Origin of the sequence: Streptomyces cathayae (assembly GCF_029760955.1) — a bacterium.
Taxonomy (GTDB): Bacteria; Actinomycetota; Actinomycetes; order Streptomycetales; family Streptomycetaceae; genus Streptomyces; species Streptomyces cathayae.
In genome coordinates, this window is the sequence record NZ_CP121682.1 from 1,374,947 (window position 1) to 1,388,075 (window position 13,129).

Annotated in this window: 12 protein-coding genes and 2 pseudogenes; 3 read left to right on the plus strand and 11 right to left on the minus strand. The window is 70.6% G+C overall.

What is annotated here, in order from left to right:
* The first annotated feature begins 348 nt into the window (after positions 1 to 348).
* The 3 genes and pseudogenes from PYS65_RS06280 to PYS65_RS06290 form a co-directional block, all read left to right on the plus strand.
* Positions 349 to 1,191 carry a DUF4231 domain-containing protein gene (locus PYS65_RS06280; RefSeq protein ID WP_279332783.1) on the plus strand — a complete coding sequence of 281 codons (843 nt, stop codon included), beginning with the start codon at positions 349 to 351 and terminating at the stop codon, positions 1,189 to 1,191.
* A gap of 282 nt (positions 1,192 to 1,473) precedes the next feature.
* A pseudogene (locus PYS65_RS06285) lies at positions 1,474 to 2,370 on the plus strand (ISAs1 family transposase); the annotation flags it as partial.
* 198 nt (positions 2,371 to 2,568) lie between these two features.
* Positions 2,569 to 4,167: pseudogene (locus tag PYS65_RS06290) on the plus strand (TerD family protein); the annotation flags it as partial.
* A 130-nt stretch (positions 4,168 to 4,297) separates the two neighbouring features.
* Here PYS65_RS06290 and PYS65_RS06295 read toward each other — a convergent pair.
* The 11 genes from PYS65_RS06295 to PYS65_RS06345 all read right to left on the minus strand — a co-directional run bounded on the left by PYS65_RS06295 (position 4,298) and on the right by PYS65_RS06345 (position 13,124).
* The gene (locus tag PYS65_RS06295; RefSeq protein ID WP_279332785.1) at positions 4,298 to 5,347 is read right to left on the minus strand and encodes a SpaA isopeptide-forming pilin-related protein; all 1,050 of its coding nucleotides are present in this window, start codon (positions 5,345 to 5,347) and stop codon (positions 4,298 to 4,300) included.
* Between the two features lie 34 nt (positions 5,348 to 5,381).
* Entirely contained in the window at positions 5,382 to 5,870 is a 489-nt protein-coding gene (locus PYS65_RS06300) for a hypothetical protein (protein ID WP_279332786.1), read from the minus strand.
* 30 nt (positions 5,871 to 5,900) lie between these two features.
* Positions 5,901 to 6,767: an SPDY domain-containing protein gene (locus PYS65_RS06305; protein WP_279332788.1), complete on the minus strand. Its 867-nt coding sequence runs from the start codon at positions 6,765 to 6,767 to the stop codon at positions 5,901 to 5,903.
* A gap of 28 nt (positions 6,768 to 6,795) precedes the next feature.
* Complete coding sequence (locus PYS65_RS06310; protein ID WP_279332790.1) at positions 6,796 to 7,428, minus strand: HAD family hydrolase; 633 nt, start codon at positions 7,426 to 7,428, stop codon at positions 6,796 to 6,798.
* Positions 7,425 to 8,576 carry an MFS transporter gene (locus tag PYS65_RS06315; protein ID WP_279332791.1) on the minus strand — a complete coding sequence of 384 codons (1,152 nt, stop codon included), beginning with the start codon at positions 8,574 to 8,576 and terminating at the stop codon, positions 7,425 to 7,427. The genes PYS65_RS06310 and PYS65_RS06315 overlap by 4 nt, the downstream gene beginning before the upstream one ends.
* Positions 8,573 to 9,799 (minus strand): ATP-grasp domain-containing protein, encoded by a 1,227-nt coding sequence (locus PYS65_RS06320; protein ID WP_279337876.1) that lies wholly within the window; start codon positions 9,797 to 9,799, stop codon positions 8,573 to 8,575. Before PYS65_RS06320 ends, PYS65_RS06315 begins: the two co-directional genes overlap by 4 nt.
* A gap of 180 nt (positions 9,800 to 9,979) precedes the next feature.
* Positions 9,980 to 10,117: a hypothetical protein gene (locus PYS65_RS06325; RefSeq protein WP_279332792.1), complete on the minus strand. Its 138-nt coding sequence runs from the start codon at positions 10,115 to 10,117 to the stop codon at positions 9,980 to 9,982.
* A gap of 30 nt (positions 10,118 to 10,147) precedes the next feature.
* On the minus strand, positions 10,148 to 11,287 hold the full coding sequence (locus PYS65_RS06330; protein WP_279337877.1) for an MFS transporter: 1,140 nt from the start codon (positions 11,285 to 11,287) through the stop codon (positions 10,148 to 10,150).
* 65 nt (positions 11,288 to 11,352) lie between these two features.
* Positions 11,353 to 11,829, minus strand: a complete 477-nt coding sequence (locus PYS65_RS06335; protein WP_279332793.1) for a hypothetical protein — start codon at positions 11,827 to 11,829, stop codon at positions 11,353 to 11,355.
* On the minus strand, positions 11,826 to 12,668 hold the full coding sequence (locus PYS65_RS06340) for a winged helix-turn-helix transcriptional regulator (protein ID WP_279332794.1): 843 nt from the start codon (positions 12,666 to 12,668) through the stop codon (positions 11,826 to 11,828). Before PYS65_RS06340 ends, PYS65_RS06335 begins: the two co-directional genes overlap by 4 nt.
* A 42-nt stretch (positions 12,669 to 12,710) precedes the next feature.
* Entirely contained in the window at positions 12,711 to 13,124 is a 414-nt protein-coding gene (locus tag PYS65_RS06345; RefSeq protein ID WP_279332795.1) for a hypothetical protein, read from the minus strand.
* Positions 13,125 to 13,129 lie beyond the last annotated feature (5 nt).

Sequence of the window (13,129 nt, forward strand, 5' to 3'; positions counted from 1 at the left end):
CCCAGAAGCCGCTCTCCAAGGAAGTTGCAGCGATCACGGCCTGGGGCCCAATGCCGCCCGCAATCGGACGCCTTCGTCCAACAAGGCTTCGATGCGGTTGATTGCGTACGTCATGGTCTCCCTGTTCGCCGTCGGCTCCCGCCGGCCAGCGTAGTGAGGTGGGCGGGCCGGACCGTGTATGGCGCGGTCCGGAGATCGTGATCACGCCATCTGATGCGACTCTGCCCGTTGCACAAGGCCGTAGCCCTATCGTGCGGGTGCACGGATGAAGACGATCTGCCGCAGGCTCGCCGAGCTGAGATGAAACCTGAGGCGAGACCGGGGCGAGCAGATCAGAAGGGGGAATGGATGTCCGTCCCGCCGTCGCTAGGGCCTGTTACGCGCCTGCGTGAACACAACGAACGGGTCCTGCAGCTGCGTCAGCACATCCGGGAGGTGAACCTCCGGCAGCGCCTGATGTATGGCTTCGGGGCTTGTGTCGTGCTCTGCGTGCTTGGCGTTGCCATCCCTACAGCGCTGACGTGGCGGCGCTTCGACATGGCCCCCTTCAATACAGTGCTCGTTCTCCTGGGCATCGCATTTCTTGTTGGGTTCGTTGGGTCCTCATGGATAGAAACAGTCAGACATGAAGGCCCACGGCCCGGGACCTCTGGGGACCGGCTGACTCGCGAGGAGCTGGAGCTGGAGCTCGAAATCGCAATCGAGAACCGGCTCATCGACGCCACCCCGCTAGACATCCCCATCCGCAACAGGCAGTTCGCCTACCGCGAGTCCATACCCGGGGAACTGGATCAGCTCCGCAAGGAGAGCCACCGCTACCGTCGGCGGCACAACTTCTTCCAGCTCCTGATCATCATCGGTTCGATCGCTAACGCTGGGGCACAGTCCTTTAGTGACACTACTCAACCACTCAAGTCGATCATCATCGGCCTGACCATGCTGGTCGCCATCTGCGCAGGCATCACCGGGTACTACAAGTTCCGCGAACGCAGCTTCAACCTCCAGCAAACGGCAGACTCGATCGAAGAGCACGCTAACGCTTTCCACCTCGCTCTGCCGCCTTACGACAACGCCGACCCTGCGGCCAATCTCGCTCTCCTCACTGCCAGGGTCGAAACCCTCCGGGTGGAACAAAGACGCCGACAACAACAACTTGATCAACCGCCGGAAGCCCGTGACCCGTCCGGCTGATCGCCAGCCTCAGCAGAGCAGGGCTCCGGCGTAGTCGCGTGACGCCCTGTGCGTGGCGATCTGCTCCCATCGGCATCCACGGAACGTGACAGGCACGGCTTCCAAGATCATGGAGTTCTCTACGCCCCGTGATCCGAGTGGAAGACCGTGCCTGCCGACGCATCATCGCTGATCCCGCCTGCCCTTGACCACCTGCGTGAGAGTTCGCGGGTCGGACCCGAGGAGGTTCTGGGCCTGCTGGAGCGGCTGGCCGAGGTGCCCGACCCGCGTGATCCACGTGGGGTGCGCCACCGCCTGGCCGTCGTGCTCGCACTGACCGCGTGCGCGGTGCTGGCAGGAGCGACCTCGTTGCTGGCGGTCGGTGAGTGGATCGCCGACGCCCCAGCGCACGTGCTCGAACAGGTCGGTGCTCACCCCGATCCGCTTCTGCCCAGGCGGGCTCTGCCCGCCGAGACCACGGTCCGAAGGCTCCTGGCCCGCCTCGACGGCGACGCCCTGGACCGGGCGGTCGGGAGCTGGCTCGCGGACCGCCGCCCCAAGACGACCGGGGCCGCCGGGCTGCGCGGCCTGGCCGTGGACGGCAAGAGTCTTCGAGGCGCGGCCAAGGCAAAGGACCGCAAGATCCATCTGCTCGCCGCACTGGAGCACGCCACCGGCCTGGTTCTTGCCCAGCTGGACGTCGGCGAGAAGACCAACGAGATCACCTGCTTCCAGCCGCTGCTGGACACCGTCGCCGACCTGGCCGGCACCGTGGTCACCAGCGACGCCATGCACACCCAGCGCGAGCACGCCGACTACCTCATGGGCCGTGGTGCCCACTACATCGTGATCGCCAAGGGCAACCAGAAGAAGCTCCGCCGACAGCTCAAGTCCCTTCCCTGGAAGGACATCCCGCTCCAGGGCCGCACCAAGAACGCCGGTCACGGACGCTCGGAGATCCGCCGCATCGAGGTCGCCACCGTGAACAACCTCCTTTTCCCCGGAGCCCGCCAGGCCGTCCAGATCAAGCGCCGCCGCACCGACCGCAAGACCGGTAAGACCACCGTCAAGACCGTCTACGCCGTCACCAGCCTCACCGCCGAGCAGGCCACCCCGGCCCAGCTCGCCCGACTCGTCCGGGACCACTGGACGATCGAGGCCCTGCACCACGTCCGCGACACCACCTTCGCCGAGGACGCCTCGCAACTGCGGACCGGCAACGCACCCCGCGCGATGGCCACCTGGCGCAACCTCGCCATCGGCGCCCTCCGGGCAGCCGGATCGAAGAACATCGCGGCCGGCCTCCGCCACAACGCCCGCGACCCCCGCCGCCCCCTCGCACTCCTCGGCCTCACGTGATCACAAACCGGACGTCACGCGACTACGCCGAAGCCCTGGGGGGAGGGGTGGAAGTTCCGTGCCGTCGGGCAGGGCTACGAAACCGGTCTTGCGGGGCTGGCGACGGATTTCGGCGTCGATATCGAGGACGACGCGGCCGCGGAGGCGGAAGGTGCGCTGGCCGGTGCCGAAGACGACGAGCAGCCGGACTCGACGAGTCCGGCGCCGACCGAGGAGCCGACCCGGCGGGTGACGGGGGAGGACATCCCTGCTCCTCGTCGGCCGGAGGGCGAGGTCGTCGAGCCGCAGAAGCCGACCGCTCGTCCCCGCACCGCGAAGAAGAAGGTCACCCTTCCCAAGACGGTCAAGAAGACCCTGGCGGAGAACGACTCCTGGAGGCAGGCCAGGCTTTTCCCGGTCTCGACGCTCAAGAGCGACCGGGACCGTGAGATGCGTGCCACCTCGGTGCTGCTGTCGGTGATGGCGCAGGTGCCGGAGTTCAGCAGGAGACTCACCGCCGGGTTCGGGGCTCCGGCGGGTCGCATGGAGACGTTCACGGAGGTCTCCCTGCCCCACGGTGACAGCCCGCGGCGCCCGGACGGGGTGATCCGTGTGGAGCGGGCCGGCAAGTTGTGGACCGCGCTGGTCGAGACGAAGACCAACGGCAACGCGCTCAAGACCGACCAGGTGCAGGCGTACGCGGACATCGCCGCGCGCCGCGGTTACGAGGCCGTGATCACACTGTCGAACGACGTCGCGCTGGAGGGCAGCCCGCTCGTCGACGTCAAGATCGACAGACGGCGCAAGCACAAGGTGGCCCTGTGGCACCTGTCCTGGGCGGAAGTTACTCACCAGGCACAGATGCTGATCAGGCACGAGGGAGTGGGCAACGCGGCGCACGCCTGGCTGCTGCAGGAACTGCTGCACTACCTGCAGCACGAGAACTCCGGCTGCCACGGCTTCCAGAACATGGGCCCCGCCTGGGTCCCCGTGCGCAACGGGATCGACGACGAAACCCTCTGCCAGGGCGACGCACGGGCCCTGGAGGTGGTCGAGAACTGGGAACGGCTCATCCGCCAGGTCTGCCTCAGGCTGGGCGGCGAACTCGGACAGAAGGTACTGCCCGTCCAGCGAGCCAAGCGCGGAGCGGATCCCACAGAACGCCGAAACCGCCTCGCCGACCAGCTCTGTCTCGACGGACGACTCCAGGCGGAGCTGCGCATCGAGGGCACCCCCGGCGTCCTGGCCGTCAGCGCCGACCTGCGCACCGGCAAACTGCGCACCTCCATCGAGATCCCGGCGCCCGATCAGGGCTATCCCCTGAGCTGGGCCAAGCGACTCGTCCGCCGCCTGGCCGAGGCACCGGCGGACCTCCACGTCGAAACCCTCGTCGACAGCGAGACCGGAGGCCCACGCTGGACGCTGGAGCGGCTCCGCCCCGAGCCGGCGGACCTGCTCCCCAAGGACAACGGCACCAAGATCACCGGGTTCCGTCTGTCTCTGCTCAAGAGCATGGGAAGCGGCCGCGGCAACGCCGAGTCCGGCTTCATCCGCAGCGTCGACGACGCCGTACACCGCTTCTACACCACCGTCGTCATCCATCTGGACGCCCCGACAGCACGCCGGGCACCGGCCAAGGAACGCACGACAACGGGATGACGCCCGGGCACAGACGGCAGCAGCGCCGTCTGTGCCCGCCGCGGGGCCGTCCTCTCGCACCGTGCACTCGACCGGTGCGAGAGGACGCTCGCGCGGCCCGGGTGCCTGCTGGTCGAGAAGTGATCGTGGGTCAGCTGGTCTTGCTGTTGTCGTCATGCTCGGGCTCGGCCGCCGTGCGGCGGCGGGTGGCGACCACGGTGCCGATGCCGACGGCGACGAGGAATCCGGCACTACCGACGATCCACGGGGTGGCGCCGGCGCCGGTGTGGGCGAGGGAGCCGGCCGGAACCTTCGGCGTCATGTCGTCGCCCGGGTCGGCCGCCGGGACGGACGACGAGTCGGCGTCCGGCGTGCTGGTGCCCGTCGGGGCAGGCTTCGACCCGCCAGAACCTCCCTCGCTCGGTTTGCCCCCTGGAGCGGAGGGGGTGGCGGTGGGGTTGTCCGTCGATGTCCCCGACGGGTCGGGCTTCGGGGTGGTCGCGGTCTTGGAGTTGGTGACGGTCACGGTGACCGGGGCGCCGGGGCCGGCGGTGAACGTCTTCGACGGCTTGTAGAGGTCGTAGCCCTCGGGCGCCTTGATCTGCTTGACCCAGAACTCCGTCTTCCGGCTGGACACCGGGAGTTCGCCGGACACCGTGCCCTTGGGACCGGTTGTGAGGGTGAGCAGGGCCTTGTCGCCGCTGCCGATGTTCACGGTGGAACCGGGCAGGAGTTTGCCTGTCTTGTCGTCCTTGGCCTTCAGGACGACCTGCGCGGCCTTGAACGGGTCGGTGATCGTCAGGTGGGCGGTGGCGCCGGGGGTGACGATGACGTCCTGGTCGGCGACGACGTCGTGGAGCGGGCTGCCGCTGGAGGTTTCCTTGAGCCGGTACACGCCCGGGGCGAGGTCGGGGAAGGTCAGCTTCCCCCGGGCGTCGGTCTTCCCGCGTCCGACTTCCTGGCCGGCGGTGTCCAGGAGGAGAAACGAGGCCCCTGCGAGGGGATCGCCGGCCGGGTCCGTCTTGGTGATGGCGACGCTGCCGGCGTCGGAGGCGGGAGTCTCGGGGGGGGGAGCTGTGGAGGCAGAGGGCGTCGGCTCGGTCGGCTGAGCGGTCGCGGTTGGTGCCCAGGTGAGGGTGCCGGTCACTGAGGTGGCGAGGGCAGCGGATCGGACGGCGCCGCGGACGATGCGAGCGTGCACGGGAAGAAGGGCTCCTTGATCAGGTGGTGGGAGGTCATCGGGTCCGGCCGGGACCTGGACCCGGAGGGGGCGGGACGGTCTTGTGAGCGGTACGGCCCGCAGCGCGGCTCGGCGCGGACGCCTGCCACGCGCCGGGGAACCAGACGGCGGTGTACTGCTCGATGGCATCGCGCAGCCCGGTGGTGACGGCGCCCTCCCACGACGGCCGGCCGGGGCGGTGGTACTTGTCGAACGTGCCGTACTGCTTGCTGTGCGCGGAGGTGTGGTGGGCTTCGTCGCGGCGGTGAAAGGTGCCGTGGTCCACGAAGCCGAGTGTCACCGCATCGATCTCGCCCCGGTCCGCGTGGACGACCGCCAGGCGCAGGCCGCCGTAGGTGTCCGCGTGGATGGTGGCGGTGAAGCCGATCCGCAGCCGCAGCGGTACGCCCGCCACGGGGGTGGCGTAGTAGGTGTTGCCCACGACGGTGCTGTCGGTGAAGGGGAGGCACAGTTCGGCGAAGAACTCGGGGGCCTGCAGGGACAAGAGGGGTCTCCGGTCGAGGTCGTGCCGGCGTTACCGGCGGGGGCCCGGTAGGGCCGGGCGGCTGGCAGTGCTCCAGCGCGGGACGCTGGCGGCGGGGAGGGCGGCCGGGCGTCTGGAGACGGCGCGCTGGACGTCGAGCGGCGTCGGGGCCGGTGGGCGCGGCGGGAGGATCGGGGTGAGGCGGGCCATGCCCTCGACGTAGCTGTGGGTGTCCTCGCGCCACCGGGGCAGCGGTGCGGGGTCGGAGACGCACTCGGTGACGGCCCGGACGAGGGCGACGGGGGTGTCGGTGCTGGCGGTGGCGTACCAGGCGGGGCGGTCGAGTGAGGTGCCGGCCCACAGCTGCCAGCGGGCGTCGCGGGTGGTCAGCTCGGTTTTCGGGTCGAGGGCTCCGGTGGTGAACTCCAGCCCGGCGAGTCCGTCGGCGGACTGGACGGCGAATACTCCCCAGCGGGGGCGGTCGATCTGCCAGCCGCGGTTGATGAGCGGTACGACCGCGAGGAACGGGTCGCGGTCCTTGCTCCGGGGGTCGGGGGCGGCGAGGTAGGCGTCGGGGCCCTGCTCGTACGCCGCGGCGAGCGCGGTGGTGAAGGCGGTGACGAACTCCGTCGGACAGGAGTCGTTGAAGCAGACACCCCAGGCCGGCGGTCCGAACGGGTCCTGGTAGGCGTTGATGCGCCACAGGCCGTCGTCCTCGCCTTCCGGGAGGTAGCCGAGACGGATCTTGCGGTCGGGAGCGTTCAGGTAGGCGTTGCCGAGGTCGTCGTTTGTCAGTTCCCAGCCGAGGTCGCGGAGCGGGGCGAAGCCGGGGTCACCGATCACGGTGCTGCCGGCGAGGTAGCGCGGGGAGACGTAGACGTCTCCGTCGATGGGGTGCAGGTCGTCGTGGGGTGACACGCGGCTCCTGAGGGTGAACGGGGAAGGGTCAGCCAGTGGTGTGCAGCAGGGCTGCCTCGAGGGCCTCGGGCCGGCCGGTGTAGTGCAGGGCGCGCAGCCCCAGGCTCCGGGCGGCGTGGCAGTTGTCGGCGCGGTCGTCGATGAACAGCACGCGCTGCGGGTCGCTGACGCCGGTGGCGGCCAGGGCGTGCCGGTAGGCGTCCGGGGCGGGCTTGCAGATCTCCAGCCGGGCCGAGTAGAAGGCACGGGTGATCAGGTGGCGGCGCCAGTGGGTGGTGTCGAGGACGTCGCTGAGGTAGTGCGGTGCGTTGGACAAGAGCACCATCGGCAGCCCCGTCTGATGGGCGCGGTGCAGGACGTCCAGGACACGGTCGTCGGTAGCGGTCCACATGTCGGTGTCCACAGTGCGCAGTTCACGCAGCAGGCGGGGGCCGGGGTGGGCGCCGAGGACCTTGGTCCAGTACGCCGTGTCGCTGAGCTGACCGGCGTCGTAGGGCTCGCGTGCGCTCCAAAAGGCGTGCTGGAAGCCGGTGAGGTCGTCCTCGGGCCAGGATGCGGTGCGCGCGAGGCGGAGCCACTGACTGGGGGTGGGCTGGAGGCCGATGACGCCGTTGTAGTCGAGGATGACGGCGTCGGCGTCGGGGGCGGTGTCCGGTATCACGGGGTGGGTTTCTCCAGGGCTCGGTGGGCGAGGGCGGCGACGGTGGCCGCGAGCAGTGCGGGCAGCAGCAGTGCCGTGGGCAGGGTGGTGATGCTGGCGATGGCGCCGATGAGGGCGGGCCCGGCGAGCAGGCCCAGGTAGCCGGTGACGGCGACCGTGGCGACGGCGCCCGGGCCGCCGACTCCGGCGGCGCTGATCAGGCAGGGAACCGTGGTGGACAGGCCGAGTCCGAAGAGGGCCCAGCCAGCCAGGGCCACGGAGGTGGTGGAGGCGAGGACGCCGGTGGTGAGCCCGGCCGCCGCGAGGACGGCGCCGGCTCGCACCACGGCAGCGGGCCCGAAGGTGGCGGTGAGCCGGTCGCCGGTCAGCCGTCCGATGGCCATGGCCGCGCTGTAGAGGGCGAAGGCGGCGGCGCTCACGGCGGCGGATGCGTCCAGGCTGTGCAGATGGATGGCTGCCCAGTCGGCGGCTGCTCCTTCTCCCAGCAGGCTGGCGGCGGCCAGCGCCCCCAGCAGCCACAGCTTTGTGGACGACAGCGACGCTCCGGTCTCGTCCTGTCCCGTGGGTGCCGGTGGCTGGTCGGTGCCTGTCAGCGTCCGGGTTGCCGGGGTGGCGGCCAGCGCGGCGCTGGCCAGGATCAGGCCGGTCGTCAGGAAGAGGGTGTGGTGTGTGGTGTGGGCGGTGATCGCGGCCAGGGCGGCACCGGCGAGGGCGCCGAGGGAGTAGGCGGCGTGCAGGGACGACATGATCGGTCTGCCGTAGGCGTTCTGGCAGCGCACCGCTGCGGAGTTGGCGGCGACGTCCAGCACGCCATGGGTGATCCCGAAGGCGAGCGCGGCCACGAGCAGCGAGGGGAGGTTGTCACAGCGGCCGAGGAGGGCCAGGCAGCCGGCGAGGCCGGCTGCGCCGCAGGTGAGTAGCGCGGGCAGGCGCTCGGGCCGGGTGAGCCGTCCTCCGGCCTGCAGTCCTGCCACCATGCCGAGGGCGGCGGCCAGCAGGACCAGGGACAGTTGCGCGGTGCTCAGGTGGGCAGCCTGCTGGACGGCCGGCATCCGTGCGCCCCAGACGGCCATGATCGCCCCGAGGCCGAAGAAGTAACCCGTCAGCAGGCCGCGGCTGCGGCGGACGGAGTCGGTGGCCCGGTTCATGCGTTCGGGCCGCTGCGGGAGGTCTCACCCGCGGCGCGGGGAGAGATCTGGATGCCGAGGGCACGAACGGCCTGTTCGGCACGGGATTGGGCGAGGTCTGCCGTGGGCGCTGTGGTGATCACGTAGCCGATGCGCGCGGTGAACATGTCGCCGCCGTCGCCGGGCAGGACCAGCTCGTCGCCCGGATGGTGCTGGAAGTGGGCGCGCTCCAGCCACTGCGGGCGGGGCCCGTCGAGGCGGAGGCGGGTGAGGGTGCCCGAGGTGTCAGGGTAGATCAGGCGGATCGCGGCAGCGGAGGACCTGGTCGGGGTGAGGTCGGGGGCGCGGTCGCAGGCGATGTCGGCTGCGGCGCGCGGCAGGTCGATGCCGGTGGCGATGCGGACCAGGTGGCCGATCATGTCTCCGGCCAGTCGGCCGTTGACCTCGACGAGCCGGGGCTGTTCGCCGACGAGGCGCATCTCGACGTGGCTGATGCCGTCGGTGATCCCCAGGGCGCGGATCGCGGCCCGTGCGGCGGGTGCGACCTGGGCGAGGAGTGGGTCTGCGGCGTCGACGGAGTGCGCGAGTTCCTCGAAGTACGGCGGGTCGCTGACGGTCTTGCGGGTGACGGCGACGACGGTGGTCTCGCCGCGGTAGGTGACGCACTCGGCGGAGATCTCGGGGCCGTCGAGGTACTCCTCGACCAGCACGTCGGTGCTTTCCAGGCCCAGGTCGGCGGCCCGGTCGGCGAACGGGTAGGCGGCCGTGAGCTGGCCGGGGTTGTCGACGCGGATCACGCCGATGCTGGCCGCGTGGGCGGCCGGCTTCAGGACGACCGGGTAGCCGATCCGCTCGGCCGCGGCCCGTGCCTCATGGAGAGTGCGGACGCTCACCGATGCGGCCGACGGGACACCGTGACGGGCGAACAGGCTCCTCGCGGTCGCCTTGTTGCGGCATGCCTGCATCGCCTCCGGGGTGGTGGTCGGCAGGCCGAGCCGGCGTGCGAGGCGGGCGACGGGGACGAGGTACCACTCGGTCCATGTGAACACCCCGGCGAGATCGTGGCGTTGGGCCAGGTATCGGCCTGCGGCGGACAGTGCCGCCTGATCGGTCGGGTCGGGTACGACCATGCAGTCCCGGATGTACGGGACCTCCCACGACGGCTCCTCGTCGGTGATGAGGACGACGTCGTAGTCGGCAGCGACGCTTTCGAGGCAGTAGCCCCGGTAGCCTTCGGCTTCCATGTCGGCGGCAGCAACGACCAGGACGACGGGACGGTCGGACAAGAACAGGCTCCTTGAGAGTTCAGGGGTGGAAGATGGCTGCGTGCTGCCGTTCACGGGCTGCGCCAGCGGCGGGCCTCGATGGATGGTGGAGGCCCACTCGGGGTGGGCGGCGAGCAGCCTGCGTGCGTACAGGGCCGTTTAGTTGTGCTCGACGAGCTGTTTCAGGGCCCGGTAGACCCATGGGTGCTGGGAGTCGAAGGCGTGGAACTGCTCGGTGATGGTCGGCACCCTGGGGAGGCGAAGGTCGGGCGGCCCGTCCTGGCTGATGGTGGGCATGAGGGGGCAGGGATCTTGTCGTGCAGAGGGTCAGGGCGCCGGTGTCGGCAGGACGGGCAGGGTGCGCAGCCGGATGAAGGCGGTTGCGAGACCGGCTGCTTGGAGTAGCGCGGCGGCGGTGACGGCGTGCCCGAGCTGGGAGGGTGGGATGACCGTGACGAGCAGTCCGGCGACGGGGAACGGCAACAGGAGCAGCAGGATCGTCAGGCTGAGGGTGCTGCCGAAGACGTCGGCTGGGATCAGGTGGGAGCGCAGGGTGCGCAGGACGACGGTGAGGCCGCCTTCGCCGGCCATCAGGCCGGCGATCAACAGCAGGTAGCTGCGGTAGGTATCGGCCTGGGAGACGGCGAGGGTCGCTCCGGCAGCGAGAACGGAGGCTGCGGCGCCGACCGGCCACAGGCCCCAGCGGTCGATCGCCCGGTGGGCGGCGGTGATGGCGAGCAGGGCGGCAACGGCGGCGGCAGACCAGATGAGTCCGGCGTCCGCGCTGGAGCGCCGCAGTTCGGTGATCACGATCACCGGCATGGCCGCCTGCAGGACGGCGATGGCCGTGTTGGAGACCACGAGGCCGCCGACCAGCCAGGCCAGGGCAGGCAGCGAACACAGCGTCGCCCATCCCGTCCGCAGTCCTCCCTTGGCCAATGCCGCGCTCGGCGGCGTGTTCCGTTCCCCGGATCCGAGGGCGGCGGCGAGCAGGGAGAAGGCCGCGAGCGTGCCGAGCATGGCGGTCGGCCCGCCGTGCTCCAGCAGCAGGCCGGCAACCAGCGGTCCGGCGAGCATGGCGGTCTGATCGATGCCCAGCAGCACGGACTGCACTCGGTGGGCCTGAGCGCCCGCGCTCCGGCTCGCTGCGCCGCCGACGGTCTCGGCGGCCACGTAGCTGAACTCGGTGAGGATGCCGGTGGACGCGGCCAGCAGCATGACCGTGGCGGTCACCGCCGGTGACCCGGCGTCGAGCGCGGTCAGGACGCCGGCGGCGGCGAGCACGGCCAGGGCCCGCGCGAGGCAGGCTGCCCGGAAGACACGGGCCGTGCCGTGACGGTCGACGATGGTGCCCACCACGGTGAAGGCCGCGATGCGCGGAATCCATTCCAGTGCGAAGGCGAGGCCGGTCAGCGCGGCCGAGCCGGTCGCGGCGAGGACGAGAAGGGGGATGCCGTAGGTGGCCATCGCGAAGGCGGCACCGTCGGTGCTGCGCGGCAGGTAGATCCCGCGCAGGAGGCCGGGGGTAGACGTCACGCGGCGACGCCATGGGTGCTGCGGTTTCGCTGATGGGTGTGGACCCACTCGGCCATCAGCCGGTGGATGCGGCCGAGTTCGGCAACGTGCTCACCGTCGGGATCCTGCGTGCCTTCTGTCGGCGTTCCCAGAAGAGCGAAGGTGTGCTGGATCCGTCCGGCGAAGTCGCACAGCGGAGCGGGGTAGTTGTGCCGCCGGGCCCATCGCGCGGTCGCGTCGTAGAGGTCGGCGAGATCCCGGCCGGCCGCCGAGAGGCCCACGCTGCCGGGGGTGCGGGTGAGGAGTCCGAGGGCATCTGCCTGCTCGATGGCTTGGCGGATCTGGCGGGTGGAAAGGTCCGCAAGGGTGCGTGCCAGGCCGCGCACCGGTATCGCTCCGTGGTCGTCGATCTCGCTGACCAGGCGAATCAGGCTCGCGGAGGACAGCATCGTGCACATGTCGTGGAGCTGCTGGTGGGAGAGAGCGGGAATCACCGGCGGGCTCCCCCGGTCGGCAGGACAGCCTTCACTCGGGCGGGGATGGCATGGGAGAACAACTCGCTGGGCTGCCAGCCGGGGCGGCGTGCGGGCTGCGTCGGTACGGCGGGGGCGGGGATCATGGGCTGGTGGCTGGTCCAGGCGGGAGCAGGACTCGCGGGTCCGGGGGCGGGTCGCCCCCAGAGCGGATGCCGGGCGGCGTGGTCGAGTGGTCGTCCGGCGGACCATAGGGAAAGGGCTCCGAAAACGGGCCCCAGAGCGTCACCGGCCCGCGAGAGGCGGTAGGGCTGCCCGTTGCCCGCGGTCATCACCAGGCCGTCATCGATGAGTTGACGCAGCGGCGGGTAGATGTTGGTCCAGTAGCCGTCGGGGATGACGATGCGGGCCAGGGCCCGAGCAGACACCTCCTGCCGTGACTTGAGCACCCACAGGATCGCGGCAGCCTGTCGGCGGGCGAGGAGGGTGAGACTGTCCTCGACCTGTTCGATCGCGGACAGCGGCTGCTCCGGCTTCTCCAGATGTTCCTCGGCCCAGGCAGCCATCACCGGAAGCACCGGTAGGAGTTGTCGGCCCCGGATGGTGAGGCCGTAGGTGACGTGACGCGCGGAGTGTTCGGTGCGCTCGGCGAGGCCGGCGTCGCACAGCGAGCGGATCTTGGGATGCAGCTGGCCGCTCTGGAGATACGGCAGCTTGGCCGCGATCTCCGTGTAGCGCTGGGGCGGTTGGTTCAGGGCCAGGAGGATCCGCACGTTCCAGCGCGGGGTGATCATCTGGAGGGCTTCGGTGACCCGGGCGACGTCGGCGTCGTCGGCGGGCGGCAGACCGGTGATGGCCAAGGGGGTGAACTCCTGGGGTGCGGAAGGCCGGGTGCTGGCGGGTCAGCGGCTCGGGGCGGGGCTCGCGGCCGGTTTGGGTGGAGCGGCAACGGATGCTGCCGCCAAGGTGGTGGGCGACTCCGGTGCCGGCGCGCGACCGAGGCTGCGCAGAACCGCGTCGGCGGTTGCGGCTTGCGTGTCGCGGACGGCCACGGCTTCGGCGAGGCGGCGGGCGCAGTCGAGGATGTGGGAGACCTCGTGGGCGCCGATCTGCCGCTCGGGTTGGGTCAGGTGCTGCAGCCGCTCCCGGTGCGCGGTGATGCTCTGTTCGGCGAACGCCAGGGTGTGGTGGCTGGCGAGGAGAGCGGCCAGCATGCCGGGGGCCTGGTCCTGGGCGTGTGCTTCGAGGCCGGGCAGTTCGGCGCCGTACAGGCCCTCGATCCGTGCGGCGATCTCAGCGGCGGTGGGAGGGGGCAATCGGC